At 40.4% G+C, this 26,016-nt stretch carries 20 protein-coding genes; 13 read left to right on the top strand and 7 right to left on the bottom strand.

Features of this window, described 5'->3' with window-relative positions:
* Positions 1–99: 99 nt before the first annotated feature.
* The 13 genes from H6G59_RS22455 to H6G59_RS22395 all read left to right on the top strand — a co-directional run bounded on the left by H6G59_RS22455 (position 100) and on the right by H6G59_RS22395 (position 17,037).
* Positions 100–1,455 carry a calcium-binding protein gene (locus H6G59_RS22455; protein ID WP_190718699.1) on the top strand — a complete coding sequence of 452 codons (1,356 nt, stop codon included), beginning with the start codon at positions 100–102 and terminating at the stop codon, positions 1,453–1,455.
* A gap of 562 nt (positions 1,456–2,017) precedes the next feature.
* Positions 2,018–3,364 carry a calcium-binding protein gene (locus H6G59_RS22450; protein WP_190718696.1) on the top strand — a complete coding sequence of 449 codons (1,347 nt, stop codon included), beginning with the start codon at positions 2,018–2,020 and terminating at the stop codon, positions 3,362–3,364.
* Between the two features lie 323 nt (positions 3,365–3,687).
* Entirely contained in the window at positions 3,688–4,914 is a 1,227-nt protein-coding gene (locus H6G59_RS22445; RefSeq protein WP_190718693.1) for a glycosyltransferase family 4 protein, read from the top strand.
* Positions 4,915–5,050: 136 nt separating this feature from the next.
* A complete protein-coding gene (locus H6G59_RS22440; RefSeq protein ID WP_190718690.1) occupies positions 5,051–6,001 on the top strand; it encodes a glycosyltransferase family 2 protein in 951 nt (316 codons plus the stop codon).
* A gap of 45 nt (positions 6,002–6,046) precedes the next feature.
* On the top strand, positions 6,047–6,781 hold the full coding sequence (locus tag H6G59_RS22435) for an FkbM family methyltransferase (protein ID WP_190718686.1): 735 nt from the start codon (positions 6,047–6,049) through the stop codon (positions 6,779–6,781).
* Between the two features lie 144 nt (positions 6,782–6,925).
* Positions 6,926–8,026 carry a glycosyltransferase family 4 protein gene (locus H6G59_RS22430; RefSeq protein ID WP_190718683.1) on the top strand — a complete coding sequence of 367 codons (1,101 nt, stop codon included), beginning with the start codon at positions 6,926–6,928 and terminating at the stop codon, positions 8,024–8,026.
* A 54-nt stretch (positions 8,027–8,080) separates the two neighbouring features.
* A complete protein-coding gene (locus tag H6G59_RS22425) occupies positions 8,081–9,256 on the top strand; it encodes a glycosyltransferase family 4 protein (RefSeq protein WP_190718680.1) in 1,176 nt (391 codons plus the stop codon).
* Between the two features lie 67 nt (positions 9,257–9,323).
* Positions 9,324–10,781, top strand: a complete 1,458-nt coding sequence (locus tag H6G59_RS22420) for a hypothetical protein (protein WP_190718677.1) — start codon at positions 9,324–9,326, stop codon at positions 10,779–10,781.
* 22 nt (positions 10,782–10,803) lie between these two features.
* A complete protein-coding gene (locus H6G59_RS22415; RefSeq protein WP_190718672.1) occupies positions 10,804–11,970 on the top strand; it encodes a glycosyltransferase in 1,167 nt (388 codons plus the stop codon).
* A 115-nt stretch (positions 11,971–12,085) separates the two neighbouring features.
* Positions 12,086–12,682: a YdcF family protein gene (locus H6G59_RS22410; protein ID WP_190718668.1), complete on the top strand. Its 597-nt coding sequence runs from the start codon at positions 12,086–12,088 to the stop codon at positions 12,680–12,682.
* Positions 12,669–13,223 carry a WcaF family extracellular polysaccharide biosynthesis acetyltransferase gene (locus tag H6G59_RS22405; RefSeq protein WP_190718664.1) on the top strand — a complete coding sequence of 185 codons (555 nt, stop codon included), beginning with the start codon at positions 12,669–12,671 and terminating at the stop codon, positions 13,221–13,223. Before H6G59_RS22410 ends, H6G59_RS22405 begins: the two co-directional genes overlap by 14 nt.
* Before the next feature lie 408 nt (positions 13,224–13,631).
* Positions 13,632–15,857: a GumC family protein gene (locus H6G59_RS22400; protein ID WP_190718660.1), complete on the top strand. Its 2,226-nt coding sequence runs from the start codon at positions 13,632–13,634 to the stop codon at positions 15,855–15,857.
* Between the two features lie 385 nt (positions 15,858–16,242).
* The gene (locus tag H6G59_RS22395; protein ID WP_190718657.1) at positions 16,243–17,037 is read left to right on the top strand and encodes an LmeA family phospholipid-binding protein; all 795 of its coding nucleotides are present in this window, start codon (positions 16,243–16,245) and stop codon (positions 17,035–17,037) included.
* A gap of 151 nt (positions 17,038–17,188) precedes the next feature.
* Here the strand turns inward: H6G59_RS22395 and H6G59_RS22390 are convergent, their stop codons facing one another.
* From H6G59_RS22390 to H6G59_RS22360, 7 genes are all read right to left on the bottom strand, one after another.
* Complete coding sequence (locus H6G59_RS22390; protein WP_190718654.1) at positions 17,189–18,580, bottom strand: UDP-glucose dehydrogenase family protein; 1,392 nt, start codon at positions 18,578–18,580, stop codon at positions 17,189–17,191.
* 82 nt (positions 18,581–18,662) lie between these two features.
* The gene (locus tag H6G59_RS22385) at positions 18,663–19,598 is read right to left on the bottom strand and encodes a UDP-glucuronic acid decarboxylase family protein (protein ID WP_190718652.1); all 936 of its coding nucleotides are present in this window, start codon (positions 19,596–19,598) and stop codon (positions 18,663–18,665) included.
* Between the two features lie 377 nt (positions 19,599–19,975).
* The gene (locus H6G59_RS22380; protein ID WP_190718649.1) at positions 19,976–22,120 is read right to left on the bottom strand and encodes a cation:proton antiporter domain-containing protein; all 2,145 of its coding nucleotides are present in this window, start codon (positions 22,118–22,120) and stop codon (positions 19,976–19,978) included.
* 145 nt (positions 22,121–22,265) lie between these two features.
* Positions 22,266–22,922: an HAS-barrel domain-containing protein gene (locus H6G59_RS22375; protein ID WP_190718647.1), complete on the bottom strand. Its 657-nt coding sequence runs from the start codon at positions 22,920–22,922 to the stop codon at positions 22,266–22,268.
* 104 nt (positions 22,923–23,026) lie between these two features.
* Complete coding sequence (locus H6G59_RS22370; RefSeq protein WP_071191365.1) at positions 23,027–23,221, bottom strand: NAD(P)H dehydrogenase subunit NdhS; 195 nt, start codon at positions 23,219–23,221, stop codon at positions 23,027–23,029.
* Positions 23,222–23,413: 192 nt separating this feature from the next.
* Positions 23,414–24,727 (bottom strand): rod shape-determining protein RodA, encoded by a 1,314-nt coding sequence (gene rodA / locus H6G59_RS22365; RefSeq protein ID WP_190718644.1) that lies wholly within the window; start codon positions 24,725–24,727, stop codon positions 23,414–23,416.
* Positions 24,728–24,893: 166 nt separating this feature from the next.
* On the bottom strand, positions 24,894–25,964 hold the full coding sequence (locus H6G59_RS22360; RefSeq protein WP_190718641.1) for an Mrp/NBP35 family ATP-binding protein: 1,071 nt from the start codon (positions 25,962–25,964) through the stop codon (positions 24,894–24,896).
* Positions 25,965–26,016 lie beyond the last annotated feature (52 nt).

Raw genomic sequence — 26,016 nt, 5'->3', positions numbered from 1 at the left:
TTAAAATTCTGGTGGGGATATTTTTTTAGATCCTGACCAAAGACTAGCAAAATTGAGTTAAGTTCCAGACCTGGATAACAAAAGGAGTCTCTCGAAAATATGGCAAATTTCATTATCTATAACGGCTATTACACTGTAGATGGAGTTGAAGTTGCTAATCCTACCAATGCAACGATTATCGGTACAGGCGCTAACGATGTCTTTGTTACTTCCACTCCCGCTGTCACTAACGTCAAAATCCGAGCCGGAGCGGGAAATGACATTTTAAAAGGAACAGCTGGTGGCAGACTCGACGGGGAAGCAGGTAATGATACTTTTGATCTCACCGCTACTTCAGGTGTTTATATAGGCGGTGCAGGCGACGATCTTTACAAAGTTTATGATTTTGCCTACACAGGTCTGTCTATCAACGAAATCGGTGGTGGAACAGATACTGTTTTTTCACAGCAGAACTTTTCTTTGTCAACAGGTGCTGCTGGAATCAATTTAAACAGCAGTAGTATTGAGAACCTGACTTTTGACGCTCTCAGCGCCGCGATTGTAGGTGAAGGCAATAACCTAAACAACCAGATTATCGGCAATCAGCAAAATAATATCTTAATCGGATTAGCTGGTGCTGATACCATTTTTGGCGGTTTAGGCAACGATATAATTGATGGCGGTGCCGATAATGATCAATTATTCGGTAATCAAGGAGATGACCTTTTAATTGCTGGAACAGGCACAGATACCGTGACTGGTGGAGTTGGCAATGATAGGTACATTATCGATTCTCTTGATACTGTAGTAGAGCTTGCTGGCGAAGGCACTGAAACTGTTGATGTTACTGTTCTTACTGCTGGCGGTACTTGGGTTACGAGTGCAGAGGTTGAATTCATTAATATTGCTGGAACTAACGCTGCTAATGTCACCCAGACCAACGCTGTTGATACTACTATAATTGGCAACTCTGCTGCTAACACTCTCATCGGTGGGGCGGGCATTGACATCCTGAAAGGAAAAGCTGGTAATGATATTCTTACAGGTGGTGCTGGCCCTAACGGTTTTGAATTTGGTGGTAATGCGTTAGCTGTAGATCCAGTCACAGGGTTCCTAGAAGAAATAGGTGTAACTTTAGGGTTAACAGGAACAGCAACTAATACCATCGGCAAGGATACAATTACGGACTTTGTGTCTGGAATAGATGCAATTGGTTTGAATGTTGCCACCTTTACAGCTGTAGCTGGTTTTGCAGGGTCAGATTTATCAGCAGTTGCGAATGGTTTTACTGTAGTCAACCAAGCTACTAATGCTGGTATTGACAGTCAAAATTTCTACTTTGTTTATAATCAAGGCACAGGAGACTTGTTCTACAATGTCAACTTGTCTGCTTTTGGTTCTGGTGGAGGCGGAATCTTCGCTAACTTGATAGCCGGTACCGCATTAGCCGCGACAGACATAATCCTCTTCGCTTAATAGCCATGCTTGACTTATAGTTAAGCGTCTTTCAAAAGTAAAAGTTAATATTTACTATTTCAGATCCCCGATTTCTTTGAGAAGTTGGGGATCTCATTTTTCAATAACCTCTGATTGCAAAAGTCGAAAAAATCGTGATGTCATTGTGAATGAAATGGAGAATAGCCCCAGATATTAGAGAATGCGCGGAACTTTAGGGCGTAGATAATAGAGTATATCTATGTTTAGTATTTAGTCTATATACATATAAGTACAAAATATTATGCTAATACATAAATTAATCCAAGTCTTGCCGAAGGTTAGATGGCGCGAAATACAAAAAAATATTTTTTAAGTCTGTATATGCAACATTACTTTTAGTATATGCAACGTATAGTCACTAATGTTAGCTATTTAAGTTTGTTAAACAACAAGTATGGTACACTCTCATATGTAAAACCGAATCAGTACTCTAACAGGATTGGAAATTCACATTAAGCTAGGGATATTTTTTTATCCTGAGCAAGAGTACCAAAGTCGAATTAAGTTTTACACCTAGATAACAACAGGATTCTTCCGAAATATGGCAATATTCAATATTTTTGACGGATATTACACTGTCGATGGTACTGTAGTACCCAATCTTAGCAATGCAACGGTAATCGGTACAGGCAGTAACGATCTGTTTGCCAGTTTTACCACTAACACCAAGGTAAAAGCTGGAGCCGGGGATGATGTTTTAAGAGGAGCCGAGGGTGCAAGACTCGAAGGGGAAGCCGGCAATGACACTTTTGACCTTATTGGTCCTTCTGGTGTCTATATAGGCGGTGCAGGAGATGACTATTATCAAGTTTATGATTCTATTACCTACACAGGCTTAAATATCAATGAAACAGGTGGTGGAAACGATACCGTTTTTTCTACCCGTGACTTTTCTTTGTCGACTGGTGCGGCTGGAGTCACATTTATCAGCGGAAGTCAGATTGAGAACCTGACTCTTGGTGGAAGCGCTGTAGTTGGTGAAGGCAATAATTTCGCCAATGTTATTACCGGCAACGGCAGCGATAATATCTTATTTGGATTAGCTGGTAACGATACAATTACTGGTGGTTTCGGCAACGACATAATTGATGGCGGTGCGGGTAATGATCAATTATTCGGTAATCAAGGGAATGACATCTTAATTGCTGGAACAGGCGCAGATATCCTCAGTGGTGGAACCGGTGATGATAGCTACATCATTGATTCTCTTGATAATATAATCGAGCTTCCCGGTGAAGGTTTTGATAGTGTTGACGTTAACGTCCTCGGCACTGGCAATACTTGGACTAATATGGGTAGTGAAATTGAATTTATCAATATCGCTGGAAATAATGTTGCCAATGTCAGACAGAACAGCAATGTTGATACTACAATAATAGGAAATTCTGCTGCTAATATTCTGACAGGTGGCGCGGGCAATGACACCCTGAATGGAAAAGCGGGTAATGATACTCTCATTGGCGGCTCTGGCGCTGATATTTTTGAATTTGGTGGTCAAGCTTTAGCTGTAGATCCATTCACAGGGTTGTTAGCAGAAACAGGGGTTACTTTAGGGTTCAACGGATCTACAAGTACTACTGTGGGCAAGGATAGAATTACAGGCTTCGTATCTGGAATAGATGGAATTGGTTTGAATGTTGACACCTTTGCAGCTGTAGCTGCTTCTGTGGGGTTAGATTTGTCAGCGGTTGCTAATGGTTTTATCTCAGTCAACCAAGCTACTAACTCTGGTCTTGATGCTCAAAATGCATACTTTGTTTATAATCGAGGCACGGGAGACTTGTTCTACAATGAAAATTTGTCGGCTTTTGGTACTGGAGCAGGTGGAGTCTTCGCTAACTTGGGAGTTGGTACTGTATTAGCAGCAGCAGACATAACACTCGTTTAATAGCCATGCTTGACTTATAGTTAAGCATCTTTCAAAAGTAAAAGTTAATATTCAGTTTTTAGATCCTCGACTTCTTTAAGAAGTGGAGGATCTCATTTTAGTATTATAGAAGTTACGCATTGACAATCAATGTTAAATATGTATTGTCTAAAAACCATATCTTCCGTAGGGGTAAAGCGCATTGCTAAACCCCTACAATACTGGTCTATTTACAATCAAAATAATTGTGGATAAAAGCCGGAAACGACCTACTTTCGTGAAAGCATACTATGATTAATTTGTACAGTGCGTAAGTCCTATAGTTAGAAATAAATTCCGCATCCATGCCTACAGCACCTTATAATTGGATATCTTGCCAGATTGGAGCGCGTGAACATTACACCATACCCAGAGCTTTACAACAGCAGGGACAGCTTGCTCACTTGATTACAGATGCTTGGGTATCACCTCAGTCTCCACTAAATTTTTTACCTAAATCTTTCCTAGCTAATTTACGGGAAAGATACCATCCAGACTTAGATCAAGCATCTGTTCACGCTTTCAATACTTCTTTAATTAGATTTGAATTAACTCAACGTCTGCAAAAAAAGACAGGATGGAATCGAGTTATTGCTCGTAATCAATGGTTTCAAAAACAGACAATCAAGACCTTAACAAGGCTATCTGACCAGATTACACATCCTCCCATACTATTTTCCTACAGCTATGCAGCTTTAGATATTTTTCGATTTGCAAAACAACAGGGATGGTATACAATACTAGGTCAAATTGACCCAGGTTTGTGGGAAGAAAAAATTGTTACTCAAGAGTATGAACGATACCCCCAATATCGTGCAGACTGGCAACCAGCACCTTCTGAATATTGGCAAAGCTGGAGAGAAGAATGTACTCTAGCTGATGCTATTGTGGTCAATTCCAATTGGTCGCGTCAACTCCTAGAAAACACAGGTGTTGAGCCTAAAAAAATCCATATCATTCCCTTAGTATATACTCCACCAGAGGCAGCTAGTAAGTTTGTCCGCACTTCTCCAGAATTATTTTCTCAAGAGCGTCCTTTAAGGGTATTATTTTTAGGACAGGTAATTTTGCGAAAAGGAATTGCGGCTGTATTAGATGCTGTTCAATTACTTGAGGGATTTCCTGTTGAGTTCTGGATCGTTGGCTCTGTGCAAATTGAGATTCCATCTCATTTCCAAAACCATCCACAAATTCGTTGGTTAGGCCATGTTAATAGGAGTGAAACAGCACAATATTACCAGATGGCAGATGTGTTTTTGTTCCCGACTATTTCCGATGGGTTTGGATTAACGCAACTAGAAGCACAAGCATGGAAATTACCTATTATTGCTTCTCGTTTCTGTGGTGAAGTGGTTGTAGATGGTGTAAATGGTTGGATTTTGGAGGAAGTTAGTGGTAATGAAATTGCTAATTTGATACAGTCTATTTTGAGAGAGCCAGCGCAATTACGATATTTGTCTCATGGTTTAGCTTTACCATTGAAATTGAGTCTTGAAAATTTATTTCAGTCATTACAAAGTTCCATTCTGTAAGGATTTAGCCTCTATCACTACCTGAATTATTTCTAATAAACTAATAAATATTAGAATAGAAGCTGATCATTTTCGATACAGGTAGCGTTGTGAATATAGGCTTTTGTATTTGTAATATTTGTACTACTCAAGTTTTATGAAAATTTCCGTAATAGTTCCTTCCTATCGGCGTTTTTGGCCTCTTATCAATACAATTCAGGATTTACAACAACAAAACTATAATGACTTTGAAATCATTGTGGTTGATCAGAATCAAGTTTGGCCGGAAGAATGCGAAGAGAGTTTAGCAAAAGTTCGTCAAGACTCTCGGCTTGTTTGGTTAACTTTAGATAAGCCTGACGTTGTAATTGCTAGAAATATGGCTGTTCAGCAGTCTCAAGGAGAAGTTTTACTTTTTATTGATGATGATGTAAAAATTCCTGATCAATTATTTATCGCCAATCATGCTGCAAATTTTATAGACCCTAATACTCACATAGTTTCTGGACGCGAATGTAATCCCGATTCTATTCCCGAAACAAAAGTAGATAAAATCCCTCAATCTTCTGCTTATCTGGAAAAAATTAAAACTTTCTCTCCGCTACAGCAAACTCTGTGGTTTGATCGGAATAGCGAACACAGCACAGAAGTTTGCACTTTTTCAACTTGCAACGGTGCAATTCGTAAGAGTGCTTTCCTTGCAGTGGGTGGATTTGATGAAAACTTTTGTGGTAATTCCTATGGTGATGATTATGATCTGATTTTAAGGCTGCATCAATTAGGCTATAAAAGTATTTATGATCCTCGTCCTTGGCTGATTCATCTGAGAGTTCCTATGGGTGGATTGAGAATGAGTGATTTAAAAAATAAAGTTAATTACGTAAACACAGCAACAGGCTTTTGGTTATTTCTCCTGCGTCATGGTACATTCAGTATGTACTGGCATTTGTTATATAATCATGTTTTGAGAAAAACAGTATTTCTGAAAGTGAATTTACAAAGACCGTGGCGGCAATTATATGTAATTCCAGGGGTAGTTGCCGCATTTTTTCGAGCTTTGTTGTTATTGCGTAGAGGCACTAAATCGGGAATATTAATTTGTAATTAGAATTAAGAAAAAATTAGCTTTTTTTGATTAAAAGTGGATACAAGCATGAAGCAAATTATCAAAAAAATATTCTATCATTTTGGTTATGATATCCAGTCTCGCAGTACTTGGTATTCACATGATGTACGCCGCATAAAGTTCCTCAATGATCATCATGTTTCTTTGGTTTTAGACATTGGTGCTAATGAAGGACAATATGCCCAATCTATACGCAAAGCAGGATATAAAAACCTGATAATATCTTTTGAACCCATTAAAGATGTGTTTGATTTGTTAAATCAAAAAGTCATATCTGATTCACAATGGCAGGCTATGAACATAGCCATTGGTGATTTTGATGGCTATACAGAAATAAATATCTCTAACTTATCTCAAGTTAGCTCGATATTATCAGCAACGGGTTTGGGTGATACTGATTATTGGAAAGGAACTCGCCAACAGCAAGTACAAGTCAGTAAATTAGATTCTCTCATTGATGAACTGAATATTAAAGACCATCGCGTTTGGTTAAAAGTCGATACTCAAGGTTTTGAAGAGCAAGTATTAAAAGGCTGTCAAAATTTAATTAAAGAGAGCATTATTATACTGGAGATAGAACTATCTATGAGGCAGTTATATTCTGGTGAAAAACTTTTTCCAGAAATGTTTATGTTGATTTTGAACATGGGGTTTGAATTGGTTTCTATGTCACCAGTTTATGTGGATTCAGTGACAGGATATGTGTTGCAGTATGATTGTATCTTTATAAAGAAAAGTATTTTAGATTTGGAGGAAAAATAAAGTCTTTACTTTCGGGAAGGGCTGTGAAATTCTAAATTTAGAACTAAAGAAAATATTGAATAATGTCAAATAAATTTAATTTAAGAAAGTATCATTTAAAATACTAACTAAGTTAAGTTTTTTCGGAAATAGAAGAATGTAAGTATGAAATATGCTCATGTTCCAAAAATTAGTGTGATTTTCTATTCTATACTCCCATCTCCATATCAAAGAGATTTATTCTACGCCATATCTCAACATCCTGATATAAACTTAAAAATTTTATACTTAGAACCAGCTTGCGCCGATTCTCCTTGGCCTGAAAAGCCTTTGCAACCTTATGAACACGTATTACCAGGGTTTCATTTAGCTTGGGGTTTATCTCGATTTCATTTTAACTGGCATTTTCCATCAACCTCTCAAGCTGATGTGGTGGTGCTAAATGGCTATATGAATGTAACTACTCAGTTGTTACTCAGATTGCAAGCTCAAAAAATTCCTTGTATTTTTTGGGGTGAAAAAATGGTGGGTAGTTCACAGGGAATTAAAGGAAAATTACAAAAATACTTAGCAGATAGTTTAAAATGTTGTCGAGCGATCGCAGCCATTGGCACTAAAGCACAACAGGACTACCAACAACGGTTTCCTGATAAACCTATTTTTAATATTCCTTACTACTGTGACTTGAACTCTTTTAGCCAAGATTTACCCCAGCGTCCACGCAATCCCATTACTATTCTGTTTTGTGGTCAGATGATTGCGCGCAAAGGAGTCGATATTCTGATTCAAGCATTTGATCAGCTGATTCAAGCTGGTTTAAATGCTCGTTTACTGCTGGTGGGAAGAGAAGCAGAACTTCCTCAATTGTTAGCAGTATTACCCATTATGACTCGGCAAAAAATTGAATATGCAGGATTTCAATCTCCTGAAAATTTGCCGCATTTTTTTCGAGAAGCTGATATATTTGTCTTACCTAGTCGATATGATGGCTGGGGAGTAGTTGTTAATCAAGCTCTTGGGGCTGGATTACCTATTATTTGTTCTGATACAGTTGGTGCTGCTTATGATTTAGTTGAACCTGGTAAAAATGGCTTTCTATTTCCATCAGGTGATGTTATCAGTCTAACTGAAATTTTAATAAATTATTTAAACAATCCAGAAACAATTGCAGCAGCAAGCGAAGAATCACTCAAAAAAGCAATTAAATTTTCGCTACAGGCAGGTGCAGAAAGTTGGATTGACGTGTTTCAAAAAGTTGCTCCATAGTTGGTTTGGTTTATTGATGTTAGAGATTGTTCAAAAATTAATTATCACAATTTAATGCGAATCTTATTTGTTAGCAGCAGTTCTGGGTCACGCGGTGGAGGTGAACTCTATTTAATTTATCTAGGGCAAGAACTAGCAAATCGGGGCTATTCTGTGGGATTATGGTGTTCTCAACATCCAATCATGGATGAACTTGCTAGTTCATTTGGTAGGTTTGGAGAAGTATTGCGATCGCCCTACGTCAATACATACAATCGTAAATTGCGTTCCTTTTCAGATGTTTTCCCTCGCTCTCATCATGGTTGTATCTCAGATTGGCAAGCTTTTCAACCTGATATTATTCATTTCAACAAGCAAAACTTAGAAGATGGGTTGGATTTATTAACATGGTCTGATTCTCTACAAATACCGACATTGGCAACTATCCATATTACCCAAACTCAGTCCAGTTTAGGAGCAGTTTTAGGCACATGGCGGGACAAAATAGCTAAAAGAGCATTAAATAATTTTAGCGGTTCACTTCTAGCCATTTCCGAAAATCGTGGTCGAGAATTAAAAAAGTTTCTCCCTTCTTTGGCTGAGAAAATAACAGTCATTGACAATGGAGTTTGCATTCCTGAAGATACAGAACGTTTGACAAAGCGTCAATCCGCTCGTTCCCAACTAGGAATCCATGCAGATGAATTACTAATAGTAGCAGTGGGAAGAATGGAAGCACAAAAGCAACCGCTGCTATTTTTACAATGGGCTACTCACCTCAAGCGTAACATTCCTACTGCGCGTTTTTTATGGGTTGGAGATGGGCGTTTAACTCCCATGTGGGATCAATGGGTTGTCGAATATAATGCCCAAGAATACATCCAACGCTTAGGTTGGCAAAAAGACGTGACACCATTTTTAGCAGCAGCAGATGGATTTTTTCATCCTGCTCAGTTTGAGGGATTACCATTTGCTTTGTTGGAGGCCATGGCTTGGTCTTTGCCATGTATGATTAGTTCATCTCTAGCATATGAGCTAAAGTTTCCCCCAGAGGTTTGTTTCATAGCTTCTGGAGAAGACAACCTCACTGGGTTAGACGCTTTTGTTAATCCAGGTTTACGGGATTCTGTGGCTAGTGCAGGTTATCAATTAATCAAAGAGCGATTTTCTTTAGCAAATATGGTAGATAGTTATGAATCTCTCTATCACAAGCTCATTCGTAACATATCTGGCAAATTACCCATAATGTAGAGATGTTGTATGCAACGTCTATTAGTTCGCAGATTCGCAGTTTTTTATTGGACATGATATCAAGCTCATGAGCATCTCCAGCAATCCCTACTATTCACCGCAAAAGCCACCTATCACCAAAAAACGCATAACAAAGGCAACATTTTTGGGAACAGTTGCCTTGATATCTAGCTTAGTCATAGCATATGTAAATATTAGTTTAGATCAAGCTCCTAGCCTCATGGCTAATCAGGTAGCTATAATCGTGATAGTGGGAATAGCTCTCAGTATCTGGAGTGACAGTCGTCGCGGGTTGCAAAATTTGTTTCGAGCCGATTTAGCTTGTATAGTATCTCTGTATTTTTTAACACTGATTGAGTTTCTCTATCCACAGACAAAGTTTGATCAACTTTTGACTTCTGAGCAAACTGCCCATGCTCTCTACGCTCTTTTGGTTGGATTTGGTGGACTGGGAATTGGTCGCCACATAACTTTGTTTAAGCCAGCACCTCCCAGTTGGTTAGACTTCGGTAATATTCCTGATAAAGCGCTGTTTCGGATATTTTGCATCTCAGCCTTTCTCGCATACTTATATGTTTTTATGTCAGTTGACTTCAATCCTATTAAGCTAATGGAAGCTCAACTTGGTCCACGGTTTGCTGTGCCGTGGGGACGAGGGCGTTTAGGCGACTGGCGAGTATTTTTGTCGGAACTGAAGCTATTTTCTTACGTCTTACCACCCCTAGCAGGTATTATCTGGAATCGTCGTCAATCTTTTCGCAGTTGGCAAATATTTTTGGTTGTAATCGTCTTTGCGTTCAATTTGTTGGATGGATTTGCAGGCGGAACACGCAGTGTTGTTGGTGCCTATATTGCCACATTCCTGGGTGGCTATTTACTAACATTACAGCGTCCTAATCTGTTTAATGTCACTGTTCCTATTGCTGTGATGGGATATGCTATGGTGTTTGCCACCCGTCATATGCTGGGGTTTAGAGAGATGGGCATCAGCAGATATTTAGCAACCGCAGCCTACGCTAGTCAGAAGGTACAAGGAACGCTAGCAGTGGATTACAACCTGAATAGCATCGGTTTATTAGTTGATGCCTTCCCGATGAAGCATGATTTTCTGGGACTGGAATTGTTATTTGTATTTGCCACCAAACCCATACCTAGAATTTTGTGGCCTAACAAACCGGAAGGTCTAAGTATATCCATCGAAGAAGTCGTGGGTGCTGATGGTTGGACAGTAGCTACAACTTATGTTGGCGAAAGCTACATGATGGGTGGTATGTTGGCAGTTATATTAATATCCCTGTGCATAGGTATATTAGCAACTTGGTGGTCTCGCACAGCTACATTTCATACTACTGGTTACGGTATAGTAGTCAACGCTTTAGGCTTTTTTACAGCAGCAGTTACTATGCGGAGTCTGATTATCTTTACAACTTCGCTCCTACCTATTGTGGGGTTAATTTTTATTGCCAAGACTTTTCCGGGTTTATTGGGGATTAAACGCTTACGTAACCAGTATCCGCGAAGTTAATTACACTGAAATATATTAAAAAATGAAAGTTTTACACGTAATTCCTTCTATCAGCCCTAAGCTAGGAGGTCCGACGCAGGTAGTTCTTAATTTGGTACGAGCCTTGAGAGCAGAAGGAATAAATGCAGAGATTGCAACTACTAATGATGATGAGGGAATGCTGCTGGATGTGCCATTATTTGAGCGTGTAGAATACCAAGAGCTACCAGTTTGGTTTTTTCCCCCTGCGGCTCGCATCAAAGCGTTTCTACCTTCACTAGAATTTACGCAGTGGCTATGGAAAAACATCAAAAATTACGACATTTTAGATAATCACTATTTATTTTCATATCTTCCTAGCTGTGCTGCTATTTTTGCCCAGTGGCAACAAGTTCCATACACAGTGAGAATCATGGGACAATTAACACCTTGGGCATTGGCGCAAAGCCAGTTAAAAAAGCAAGTTTATAGCACTTTAATTGAGCGACGTAATTTAAATAATGCTGCGGCTATCCACTGTACATCTGTGGGTGAGATGGAAGATGCGTTGCGGTTTGAAGTTAAGCCACCTAAAATAGTTTTGCCTTTGGGAGTGAATCCACCTGTATTGATTTCTGATGCTAAATACAAATTGCGCGATCGCTATCATATCTCTACTGAAGTTCCGATTGTTCTGTTTCTTTCCCGTCTACACTACAAGAAACGTCCTGAATTGTTGATTCAAGCACTGGGTGAGTTAGTAAAAAAAGAACAGAAGTTTCACTTACTTATTGCCGGTTCTGGAGAAGATTTATATGTTAAATCTTTACAGCAACTAGTGGCATCCCTCAATCTCACAGCGCAAACTTCTTTTGTCGGGTTTGTCAGTGGATATGATAAGGATTTGCTGTTGCAAGGTGCGGATTTGTTTGTATTGCCCACTTATTCCGAAAATTTTGGTATCGCCCTAGCAGAAGCGATGGTATCGGGTTTACCAATTATCACCACGCCCGGAGTGCAAATTGCGCCGGAAATCGCTGAAGCTCAAGCTGGAATTATTGTAGAAGGAGAAATAGAAGCTTTGCAAGGAGCGATCGCTAATTTTTTAAATTCTCCCCAATTCCGGGAACAAATTGGTCAAAATGGCCGTTCATTTGCTTTAGAACGTTATTCATGGCAGACAATTGCTAAACAGTTAGCTACTGCCTATCAAAAAATCATTAATCAATAATAGCTGTTAAATTGTATGATGCCAATGTGATCAGGGTGGGCGAATTCATTTTTCTTGTGTACCCTTTGTGGAAGACAGTCCAAATAAACCAACTGAAAACACATTGATTTTACTCATGAACTGGTCATATCGCCAATTCAAAAAATATTGGGTTTTAAGTTTAGTCGGCTTTATCCTGGTGATTATAACTGTTATTCCTATCAGAATAGCGATCGCCTCTTACCAAGCGCCCCATCCCCAAGCTATCCTTACTCTTGGTGGTGGACCAGAGCGAGAAAAGTTTACAGCCGAATTTGCTCAAGAACATCCTCATCTAGATATCTGGGTTTCCAGCGGTATACTCCCAGCCCAAGCCTTTGCTATTTTTGAGAATGTAGATATTCCTACGAACCGTATTCACCTCGACTACCGTGCTGTTGACACAGTTACTAATTTTACTACCCTGGTTGACGATTTCCAGCAACGCCATATTCAGCACATCTACCTGGTTACTTCAGATTTTCATCTCCCAAGGGCAACAACCATAGCCACCCTAGTTTTAGGTAGCCAAGGCATTACTTTTACCCCAATTTCTATTCCCTCCGAACGACCTAGAGAATCAGTTGCTCGTATTATCCGCGATAGTGGACGTTCTCTATTGTGGATTGTATCAGGTCGTACTGGAGCCAGTTTCAACCCTCGTTTTCGTCCCCCAATTTATGCATCTAGATAATTACACAGTCGGCAATTATACCCCAGGTGCGCCCTACCTTCAGCAACTTTTGTGGTACTTTTTGGGTTCACCTTTAGTTGAAAGTTATTTGCTACCAGTATCATCAGTAAAAATTGGTATTCTCCGTATCTTTGGTGCAAGTATCGGTAAAGGAGTCCGTATAAAGCCGGGGGTACGAATCAAATTTCCCTGGCGTTTGAGTATCGGTAACTATGTCTGGATTGGGGAAAATACTTGGATTGACAACATTGCACCTGTCGTGATAGAGAATCATGTCTGTCTATCCCAAGGGGTTTATCTATGTACTGGTAATCATGATTGGAATCATCTGGATTTTCAATTGATTCCTGCTCCCATACATATTGAAGAGAGTAGTTGGATAGCAGCAAAATCGGTCATTGGTCCGGGAGTCACAATTGGACGGGGAGCAGTTTTAATCCTAGGTAGTGTGACTGGAAAATCCTTAGAGTCAATGATGATTTATGCAGGTAATCCTGCTCAACCTATTAAGAAAAGGAAAATGGGACAAAAAGCTGAATAGTTCCCCCCACATCAAAATCTACTTATTCTTGAAAAATTACCCAAATTATATATATAGGATTTCTATAGTAATAATGGCTACACCACCCAAGTTAACAGTAATCAAACCAAATTTTTATATCATCAACAAAACACACAACGGAGAAGCTAGGGTGTAGAATGTAAACAAATTTTTTTTATCTTCCCATGATGATACAATTCACACAAGACTATAATGGTAGTAAATTAACTCAGGGATCAAAAATGCTATTATGTAAAGATACTGAAAAAGAAAAAAAAGAAGGCATCTACGGGATGAGTAATTTGGAAATTTTAAGTTTACTCATTGGGAATTTTAGAAATTAGTTCAGTACAAGTGATACCGAACAAACATAAAATATTTACCTAAATAATTCAACGATACAAATCCATGATAAATCAGAATTCTAATATAGTCTCAAATGCTCATGAGAATGGAAAGGTAACTGTTGCACCAGCATTATTGCCATTTCAGCCTTTTTCACCTTTGGAAACAGAGGATGAAGATTGGAATCCAAGAGAATTATTAGGGATTCTGCGACGACGAGCCTTAGTGATCACAGTGGTTGTTGCATCTGTTATGGGTGCTGTTGCTTATTCAACATTGAACCAAGAAAAGATATATCAAGGCAATTTTCAGCTTTTAGTTGAACCTGTAACAGGAGACAACACTTTACAAACACTCAATCTTCCAGACTCTACAGTTCCTAAATCTGGACTAGATTACGACAGTCAAATTCAGGTTATGAAAAGCCAGGAAGTCATACAAAATGTTATAAAGGAGTTGCCCTCTTCCTCTTCAAATATTACTTATAATTACCTAATCAGAAATTTAACTATCCGTCGATTAGGTTCAACAAAACTTATAGAAGTGAGCTATAAAAGCAAGTATCCTCAGGAAATTAAAATTGTCTTAGATACAATTTCTAAATATTATTTAAAGAACAGTTTGGAAAAGCGTCAAACCAAGTTACGTCAAGGGCTTGAATTTGTAGATAAACAACTGCCTTTACTCAAAGAACGAGTAACTCAGCAACAACAACTACTGCAAATTTTCCGACAAAGATACGAGTTTATTGATCCAGAAAGCAAATCTACTTCAGTTGCTCAACAAATGCAAACCTTGGATCAGCAACGACTAGATGTTAATCAACAGTTAGCCACAGCGCGTGCTGCTTATATCAGTTTATCAACACGAGAAGGAAAACTAGCAACATTAAATAACGCACCTATATATGGGCAGTTAGTAGTCCAATTGCGCCAATTGGAAGCCCAAATATCAGCTGAATTAGTTCGTTTTCAACCTGACAACCCAGTTATAGAATCACTACAGGAGAAAAGACGAAATCTTCTGCCTCTTCTGGAAGAGGAAGCAAATCGGTTTTTAGGTCTAAGAGTAGCAGAAGCGACTACTCAGATTCAAAAACTAGAGGTAGAAAGCCAAGAACTGGCTAAGGTTGAACAGCAATTAAAGCGCAGATTTCAGCAGTTACCAATTTTAGCCAAACAATACAGCGAAATTCAACGTAATTTGCAAGTTGCAAATGATAGCCTGAATAAGTTTTTAACTACAAAACAAGAACTTTCCATTGGTGTAGCACAGACAGAAATTCCTTGGGAATTAATACAAGCACCTTCTCAGGGTGAATTGCCTATATCTCCAGATATTCCACGTAGTTTGTTGCTGGGATTAATGACCAGTTTAGCTGCGGGAATTGGTATTGGCTTGCTCTTAGAAAAAATGGACAATACCTATCATAGCGTCGAGAGCATGAAAGAGAAGATAAAACTCCCATTTTTGGGATCTCTTCCCCTTGATAAACAAATTTCCACGAATCAATTATCTAATCCTAACAACGGCGTTGCCGGAGAAGAAAATTGGTCAGGCAATCTTTCCAAAAATATAGGTTGGTTTTCTAATCTCTTCCGTAATCGCAATGGAAGTGATGGCTATTACGGACAAGGAATATTTTGGGAATCTTTACAGGTTCTTTATTCCAATATTCAACTACTTAATTCTGATAAACCAATTCATGCCTTAGTTGTTTCCTCTGCTATGCCCGGAGATGGAAAAACTACAGTTTCATTCCATATCGCCCAAATAGCCGCAGCCTTGGGAAAACGAGTACTACTTGTAGATGCTGATCTCCGCCGCCCCCAGGTTCACAAAGTATCAAATTTACATAATCTATCGGGATTGAGTAATGTAATATCTTCAAATATGGCAGTTGAGCAGGTAATTCAGCAAATACCTTCTATGGATCTATTATCTGTGATTACCGCAGGACCCACACCGCCCGACCCTGCCCGGTTACTCTCATCAGATAAGATGAAGCAACTGATGGAATATTTTAAGAAAAACTTTGATTTGGTGATTTATGATGCCCCTCCAATGCTGGGATTAGTTGATGCCCGACTCCTAGCACCCCACACTGATGGTATGGTGCTGGTGGCAAGGATCGACAAAACAGATAAATCCGCACTGATACAACTTCAGGATACTCTCAGAACTTCTCCCATCAACGTCTTGGGTGTTGTTGCTAACGGGGATAATAAAAAATTAAGTGGTTACAATAATTACTACTATACCAATAGGAAAGAAACAAGATTTGGTTAGATATCTGTAGATGGAAAGCCTGTTTTCCTGGGTTCTGGATGCTTGGCGGTGTAGGTGTAGCCAGCCGCAGGCATGGCTCTACTAACTTAATTATTTTATTTGTTGAGTAGGGTGCGTATAGCCCTTCGGGCATGGCTAAGTGCAAAGCACACGCTGTGCGAACGCTAGAGCGGGAATGTAACGTACCAATTTTTTCATTTTATGATGTTGAATATATTTGTAAATCTCAACACGCACAGCAAATATTGTAATATCCGACACATTTATTTACCAACCATCAGTTAACCTGCACACAGCTATCGGAATATTAAATCTGGGGATCGCTTGCACTATTGTTGACAATTTGTTACAAAAGTACAAAGAACTTCTAGAGACCCAGAACCTAATGTTAGGCGGACTTACTGGTTTAACAGATCCCAAAAGCAGCGATTGGGGAGAGCGAATGCTCAACACAGTCGCCAGCCAAACGATTCGCCACCTGTTTAGCATGAGCGAGTCAGTAGAAGTCTTTGTGCGCTGCTATCCCTCCAGCAAACTGTTGCAAGGCAGCATTGATAGCTTTAAAATGAGCGGTCGTGGTTTAGTAATTCGTAGAGACTTCGCAGTTGAAGAAATGTCTTTTGAAACCGATGCAGTCTCCATTGACTTCGGCTCGGTTTTAAGTGGCAAACTCAGCCTCAAGCAACCTACCCAAGCGGTAGCTCAAGTAATATTATCAGAAGTAGGAATCAATCAAGCTTTTCAGGCAGAATTGGTGAAAAAGCGCCTGCTAAACCTTTCTGAACCGACTTTGATGGCCATATCTGGTGGGGAACCAGTTTCGTTTACAGAAGTGCAAGTACAACTATTACCGGAAAATCGGTTACATCTTGTAGCTAAAGCCGATTTAAACAATGGCGAACTCATACCCCTGAGTATGAATCTTGGTATAGGTATTGAAAGACGACGACGGGTTTCTTTCAAAGACCCGAAAATTGAACTTGAGCAAGTTCCAGAACCACAAAAAGAAATTTCCCAAACTTTAAGTATTGCACTGGTGGAAATTTTAGATAACATGGTCGATTTAGATCGCTTTGATCTTGATGGGGTAAAAATGCGACTTAACCGTTTAGAAACTGAAGGTCAAAGGTTAATTTTTAGCGGTTATGCAGAAATAGAACGTATCCCGCGTAGTTCTTGAAATGGAAAAAAATTAAAATAATTCGTAATTCGTAATTCGTAATTTGTAATCCGTAATTAAACGCCGCCCAGAGTAAACTAGGCGGCGATGTCATTAAAAATTAAAAAACACAAGTTGCATAAATTTTTTAATTTTTAATTTTCAATTTTTTTTATCGTCCCACACCGACATATTGGAATCCCGCTTTAACCATTGCTTCAGGGTCTAAGAAGTTACGACCGTCGATCATCACGGCGTGACTCATCAATTTTGCCATTTTCGCATAATCTAAAGTGTTGAACTGTTGCCATTCAGTGACGAGTACCAAAGCATCACAGCCATCAGCTAGTCTTTCTGCATCGGTTTCTACCAATACACCAGAAAGACCATGACGCATACCTGTTTGGGAAATAATCGGGTCATAAGCCTTGACTTTAGCTCCCAGTCGGTTGAGTTGCTCAATTAAGTTGAGCGCAGGTGCATCACGTAAATCGTCGGTATCTGGCTTGAAGGTCAAACCAAGTAGTCCAACAGTTTTACCTTTGAGGATTTTCAGGACTTGCTGGAGTTTTTCCAACGCAATCAAACGTTGGCGTTCGTTCACACTCACAGCGGCTTTCATGAGTTGGGCTTCATAGCCATAATCATCGGCTGTGTGAATCAGCGCCGAGACATCTTTAGGGAAGCAGGAACCACCCCAACCAATACCAGCTTGTAAGAACTTGTTCCCAATGCGGGAATCTAAACCAATACCTTTTGCGACTTGGGTAACATCTGCACCAACGCGATCGCAAATATTAGCAACTTCGTTAATAAAACTAATCTTGGTCGCCAAAAAAGCATTAGCAGCGTATTTGATCATTTCTGCGGAACTCAGGTCTGTAACCAATACTGGTACAGGGGGTAAAGATTGGTCAGCAGCAAACTTGCGTTCCACAATTGGGGCATATAGTTCTTTCATCATTCCGACGGCTTGTTGACTATTGCCCCCTAAGACAATCCGATCCGGGTTAAAGGTGTCATAAACTGCTGAACCTTCCCGTAAAAACTCTGGATTGCTGACAACATCAAACTGAGCAGCAATATCTGGTAATTTCTCCTCCACTGCTGTCCCACCTGCTGGTATCAATGTTTTTTGGCGTTCAGCAATGCCATCTAAAACAATCATCCTTACCCAGTCACCAGAGCCGATAGGTACAGTAGATTTATTAACAATGACCTTATAACCACCGTTAAGATTTGCCCCTATACCGCGAGCTACAGCTTCTACATAACGGGTATCACTTTCACCAGTGGGTAAAGGAGGAGTTCCCACGGCAATAAACAGAATTTCGCCGTGAGCCACTCCCGCAGGCAGATCCGAAGAAAATTGAATATTTCCAGTATTAATGGCAGACTGCATAATTTCCGAGAGTCCTGGCTCGAAAATTGGCGACTGACCAGACTTCATTAATTTTACTTTTTCTTCGTTGTTATCTATGCAAATAACATCATGTCCAATATGAGCCAAACAAGCACCTGTTACCAAACCAACATAACCAGTCCCGATTACACAAACACGCATTTTTTAACTCCTTGCTTTTTTGTCATTAGTCATTAGTCATTGGTCATTAGTCGTGAGTTCACAAATGCCTAATGACAACTAACTAATTGTTACTTTCAATACGTTGGCGAAAATCTTCTATTGCCAGTTTTAACCCATCTTGCAGAGGAATGGTAGGTTCCCAATTTAACCAAGTTTTTGCTCTGGTAATATCGGGACGACGACGACGAGGATCATCTGAAGGTAAGGGTTCAAACTTAATTTGTGCATCTGGGTTAATCAAATTCTGCACAGCCTGTGCCAATTCCAAAATTGTGTATTCATCAGGATTACCCAGATTTACTGGCCCAATGTACTCACCATTCATCAACCTGATTAGTCCTTCCACTAAGTCAGAGACATAGCAGAAGCTACGAGTTTGTGTACCTTCACCGTACACAGTTAAAGGATTACCCCGTAAGGCTTGAACTATCAAGTTGCTAACTACCCGACCATCGTTTTCTAACATTCGTGGGCCATAGGTGTTAAATATTCTGGCAACCCGAATATCGACTTTATTTTCTCGGTAGTAGTCAAATGCTAAAGTTTCAGCGATTCTTTTGCCTTCGTCATAGCAAGAACGGATACCGATAGGATTGACACTACCTCGATAATCTTCGGTTTGGGGATGAACTTCTGGATCACCGTAGACTTCACTGGTGGAAGCTAACAAAAACCTGGCTTTCACACGTTTAGCTAACCCCAACATATTCATTGTTCCCATCACGTTAGTTTTAACGGTTTTAATGGGGTTGTACTGGTAATGTACCGGAGACGCAGGGCAAGCTAAATGATAAATTTGATCAACTTCTAACCGAATTTCTTCGGTGATGTCATGACGGATCATCTCAAAGTTAGGGTTGTTTAACCATTTGAGGATATTACGTTTATGTCCGGTATAAAAGTTATCCAAACATATGACTTCATGACCTTCGGTCATTAGTCGGTCGATCAAATGGGAACCAATAAACCCAGCACCGCCCGTCACCAAAATTCTCATAAATTTCTCGGTAATTTTACAGTTATTTCCAATTGGTATGATCTTGATTCTTGGATTACCCAGCTAGGGTACAAAAATAGATAACTAACGAAGATCACGGAAAAATGTATTTGTGGATCGGATAATTTTTCTACATATACAATGTTGTGATCCTCATATTTGTTGCCTGCATGATTAAAGAAGCAAAATAACTAACATCTTCTAATAATTCGAGGATTTTTAGCTAGAGTTCATCAAATCTTCAAAAAGAATATAAAGCAACGGACAGGGCGGTGAGGACACCAACTGATTATAAAACCTAGACACCAAAAGACTTTTCAGACTGTCAAGAGTCTCCTGTTCTCTGTCAGCTGCTATAAATGTTTTTTAAAGTATTTTTACACAGAAGCTGTATTACTAGGAATAGTTTTTGACCAAAGTACATTTTGATTGTGTTGGGGTTCTCCCAGAATAATGATTGAGCAAGTCAGTTGGCTAACTAATTGGTTGGTAACATCACTAATGGCTAATCCTCCCGGACTAGTACGATTACGGATAAAAGGCAACACAATTAAATCATATAGTCTGGCGGCTTGCAAAATCGCTTGGGCAACATTTTCATGAGCAATAATTTGAATCTCAGGCGGATGAGCCAAAGCTAATTTAGATACTAGTACAGAGAGATGCGATCGCCTAGCAGCAATTTTACTCGAACTGGTGCGGCGATCGCACACATTCAAGATAGTAATGTGGCTCTGATTGGCATCGGCTAACATCTGGGCAAATTTCACAGGTGTTAGTGTGGGAGTCATTAAGTTTTCTATTGGCACGAGAATGCGCTGAATTTTTTTTGGTGATTCCACCAGACGTGCCACCGCCACAGGGCAATGGGATGCCCAAAGGACACTATCAATCACATTACCCAACAAACGCGCCCTCAAGCCGGTACGTTTACCCCAACCCATGACAATTAAATTTGCCTTTTGTTCACGAGCCGCCCGACTAATTCCTGGGGCAAAGGCATCATCAATTCGCAGTAATGGTTCAGCTTTTGCGCCCAATAATTGACTTTGTGCTGTGGCTTTTGCTAATAACCGCTCACTCCGTTGCCAAGCGACTTCTAACTGGGGTGTATCCATCTGAGCCGTAGCATGAGCGATCGCTAATGGTAAAATTTTGCCATTGGACTGACACGCCAATAATGCCGCCATTTCAATCAAATACCTTTGATTATGGGGATTATACAAAGGTACAACTATAGTCAAATGATCATGTGCTGATTCTCCTTGCTGTTCAGACAGAGTCCTTGGTGATTCCTCTTGAACTGATGAACAAGTTAAACCAGTAGCACTCGCAGCCACCACACTCGTCAGCCAGGGACCCAAAGTCGCTGTCATCACCATTAAAACAATCACACTGTTGAATACCAATGGTGGCAGTAACCCTGACCGATATCCTCCTAATGCCACAGCTAATGTCGTACTTACCAAAGGAATTGACAACGACCAAATTGTTAGAGTTTCCTGCCAGTTATAGCGGTAAACCAGTTTTGCCAACAAAGCAGCTATAAATTTGCTAGTAATCAAACCGCAGAAAATTAACAACAATAACTTGATTGTGCTATCGCCGTCAAAAAAGGCAGGTAAATCAATCCTTGAACCTAGATCAACAAAGAAAATGGGAATAAATAACACACTGCCAATAAACACCAATTTTTCTTTAACTGGCCCTTCGCCCACAGCTTCATTCACCGCCAAACCCGCTAAAAACACACCGACTATTTTTTCTAACCCCATCATTTGAGCAACTACAGCGGCAACAAACACAGACATTAAGACAAATAAAAACTTGTTGCCCTCGTCGTCTCCAGACCTTCTGAAAAATTCTTTACCTGCCCAATCAAATCCTACTAACACTATCAAAGCGTAAATTGTTATTAATGCTATTAAGGGAATTAGTTGCTCAACGCTGAATACCCCCGCCTGAGAGCTTGCTATACAAACACTTAATATCAGCAGTGTGCCGATATCAGTAAAAATTGTAGCTCCCATTGTCATGGTGATAGCCTCGTTATTGACTACTCCCAAATGACTGAGAATCGGATATGCCAAAAGAGAGTGAGAGGCAAGTAAAGCACCAATTAATATGGAAGTATCCCAGCCAAAGCCCAAAAATCGTCCTACTAATGTGCCGATTATCAGGGGTAGACTGAAAGTCAAACTACCAAATACCAAAGAACGAATTTTCTGTTCACGAAAAACTTTGATATTAAATTCCAATCCAGCTATAAACATTAAGTAAACTAACCCAATGTCTGATAGCAAGGTAATCATTGGCGATTCTGACTCCAATAAACGCCAGCCTGATGGACCAAGTACTACCCCAGCGCAAACCAAACCCACTAATCCTGGCAATCTTAGCCGATCAAAAAGGATAGGTATAACTAAGATAACCACCAATAAAATAGCAAAGGGAACAATGGGTTCCTTACCAAGAACTTGGGAGGTTGGTTCCGAAGCCAGCACTTGTAATAAGAGTTCCATAGGTAGGACTGAAATGGGCAACGGTGCAGCTGCGATAATCGGAAGAACTATCGCCTGATTTATATAACTTTCAAAAGCTCCCCTGAATAAATATTAAAAAAACTTAACTTAACACTAACCAGGCAATTGTTTAGGAACTAACAGCCTACGGGTGGATTTGACTCAAAATAAACCGTAAGCGATCATAATCGTCTTTTAGCAGCACACTCAGGTGTCGTCCAGCTTTAATCAACCATTCTCGATCAGCTTTGCGTAACTGGTAAACTTCACGAATGGCAGACGCGGCCAAAGATTCTACCGGCGCACCGTTAATCAAAAGTAATGTCCGCAAAAAATCTAGTTTTTCAGTGAACTTGACAATTGCTTCTGGTTGACACCGATAAACAGCTTGATGAATCTGAGGTGGACGGGGGGGGAGATACTGATATATTCCTTGGTTATAACTTAGATTTTGAGACTGCTGCTCAAATCCAACAATCGCAGCCCGAAATTCAGTTCTGAGCATAGCAAATATCTGGGGTTGTTCCTCGCGCAAAGTTTGCAAGGACAACCCCAACGCCCTGGCTCTGTGTACAGAATCTATAGGCATAGTTGTGGCATGATACACCACAGCATAGACTTGATTGCCAGATTCTTCATCCACAGCACAAACCCAACTACCAAAAGGTGGCATAGGCGGAAAACTCAAGTCTTCCGGTTCTAAACACTGTGCCAAAAATTCAGTAGTCGCGGTTTCGATCACCTCCCCAATGTGGTGAGGATGGCGATCGCCTGTAGCAAACTGTGGTAAAGGTAGACGCATGGGAGTGCTGAGTAACGAGTGCCGAGTAACGAGCGCTGAGTCAACAGTTGAGAATTATCATCTAATTACCTATCACCCATCACCCATTACCTATTAGCTATTAGCTATTTTCCTTTTTTCTTGGCTGTAGTATCTACAGGTTCTAATTCTGGCAAGCGAAAGGTAATTAATTTATCCCAATTACCACCTTCAAAAAGTACAGCTACCTTGCCATCACTGACCCGTTGCACAAGTCCTTCATAGCGATAATAGGTGTCTGCGGGATTTTTGACGCGAACAGTTGCTCCAGGAAGAATCATGTTTTTACCCTCGGTTTATTCTCTGTTAATACCTTAATATTAATTGTTTGTCAGTTGTCAGAGGGAATAGGGAATAAATCGGCTTTCTTGCTGGGGGCTTTCTTGCTGGGTGCTGGACGAATAAAGATAAATACTCTCCCCATCTTGAGCGTCCCCGCGTCTCCCCATCTCCCTAGTCACCTGCCACCTAATTTAATAATATTTTTGACGTTGGCGGAAATTGGCTACAGATTCTACTATTCCTAAAGAGATGAAGTTGGTCAGCATCGCAGAACGACCATAACTCATCCAAGGTAAGGGTATACCAGCTACAGGTGCTAAACCAACAGTCATGCCCACATTCACAATTAGTTGAAACACAATCATCGATAAAACACCGATAGCCAACAACGAACCAAAATTATCTTTGGCGGTTTGAGCTACGTGTAGTAGACGGAAGCAAATCAAGCAGAAGACAAATAATACTATTAAACAACCAACAAAACCGAATTCTTCACCAACGGCAGAGAAAATAAAATCTGTGTGCTGCTCAGGTACAAAATTGAGTTGAGTCATCGGACCTTTGAACAAACCCCATCCCCAAACTTCTCCGGCACCAATGGCAATACGAGATTGAATTAAGTGATAACCCGCACCAAGGGGATCATGTTCAGGATTAATAAATACACTCAGCCTGTCTTTTTGATATTCTTTTAATACGTGATTCCAAGCGAAAACTCCTAATTCACCCCCCAACATATTGAGACTAAAAGCAGCAATAGCACCAACATTAAATCTCCGCCAGGGTAAAGTCTGCCATCCCACAATCCCCATAGCACCTGCCCACGCTAAACCCAAAGGGCTAAAAGATAGTTCTTTAAGCAACACTATCGGACTTGACAAAGGCCAGGATATACTAAACAGAATTGCCGACACCACCGGGGAAATCATCAGGATTAACCAACCCGGATTGGCATTTGCCCAATAAAGCATTCCTAGAACTATCGCCCCAAATACTAGAGATGTAGCCAAATCTGGTTGTAAAAATATTAATGCCCAAGGAATAGCAGAGATTGCCAAGACACGGAACACACTGTCAAGGGTAGAAGCTGTACGTCTGTGCAGTAAAGCTGCTAGGGTGATAATCATCCCTATTTTGGCAAATTCTGAGGGTTGGACATTGAAGCCACCAATGCTAATCCATCGCTGTGCGCCTTTGGCACTAGTACCAGCGATCATCACAATTATCAAACTAAAATTAGTCAGCGCGTAAGTTATCCAGTGCCACTGAATCAGGTTTTCGTAGCGGCAACGAGCCAAAAACAAAGCTATGATTGAGCCAATCCCAGCTACAAGCCAGTGCCACCACCAGTCAGTTACTGGCTGCTTCAGTTCTGTACTCAGAATCATCAGACCGCCAAACATACTCAGGGCTACAGGTAAACAAAACAATAGCCAATCTACTTGCTGCCAGGGTTTAACCCAATATTGCCAGCGGATTTTGGGGAGTGAAGGTTTTAATAACATTGTGCGAGGAGAAACTTGAGCGTTAAACGGGGATTGGGGACGCGGAGATAGGGAGATAATAGGGAGACACGGGGACGCGGAGATAGGGAGACGCGGGGAAGAGAAAAGTAAGACTTACCTGCCTTCTGCCTTCTGCCTTCTGCCTTTTGCCTTCAGCATAGCTGCCTTATGTTAGAGCAGCCACTGATACTTTACCGGCGATAGTTAAAGCGATCGCTTTCAGGGCAATAGCCGAAGCTGAATCTGGTTGAGCAACAACTATTGGCACACCATGATCACCGCCAATTCTAGTAGAAATTTCTAAAGGTACACATCCCAACAGTGGTACTCCTAATTCTGCGGCAGTTTTTGAGCCACCTCCGGAACCGAAAATATCATATTGCTTATCCGGTTGATCTGGGGGAATAAAATAGCTCATATTTTCCACAATTCCCAATACCGGGATATTCAACTGCTGGAACATCCGCAACCCCTTCCGCGAATCCAATAGCGCTACTGTTTGCGGTGTGGTGACAATCACTGCCCCAGCTATCGGTACTGCTTGGGTTAAAGTTAACTGAGCATCTCCTGTTCCTGGTGGCATATCCACAATTAAATAGTCCAGTTCTCCCCATTCCACCTGATAGAGAAATTGGCGAATTATGCCATTGAGCATTGGTCCACGCCAAATCACAGGCTGATCTCGGTCAATTAAAAAGCCCATTGAGACTAATTTAACACCATGATTAAAAGCAGGTTCCAGGATTTCACCTGTTTCTGTGGAGCGAACAGCAATTTTGGCATCAGCCAAACCCAGCATGGTAGGGTCATTAGGCCCGTAAATATCCGCATCTAACAAGCCGACTTTAGCTCCTGTTTGTGCTAGAGCCACGGCAACATTTACCGCCACTGTGCTTTTACCAACGCCGCCTTTACCGCTAGAAACAGCAATAATATTTTTTACGCCCGGAACACCATTACGGTCAGGTAAGCTTTTTTGTTGTGGTGTTTCTGCTGTCACTTCTACACTGATATCTATCACACCTGGGAGCTTGTATACCGCTTTTTTACAATCTTCAACAATAAATTCCCGTAAGGGACAGGCGGGAGTTGTCAACACCAAAGTAAAGCTAACCTTGCCAGCGTCAATTTTGACGTTGCGAATCATATTCAGTTCTACCAGGCTTTTGCGAAGCTCTGGATCTTCAACTGGTCGCAAGACTTCTAGGACTGAGTGAGCATCTAAAACATCATACATAGCGTGTATACCCTTGCCGCCTTAATAAAATTTAAAAAATTGTCATTTTTAC

Origin of the sequence: Anabaena lutea FACHB-196 (assembly GCF_014698305.1) — a bacterium.
GTDB classification, from domain to species: domain Bacteria; phylum Cyanobacteriota; class Cyanobacteriia; order Cyanobacteriales; family Nostocaceae; genus Anabaena; species Anabaena lutea.
The sequence above is the reverse complement of the archived record's forward strand: the minus strand, read 5'-3'. Positions and strand labels throughout refer to the sequence as shown.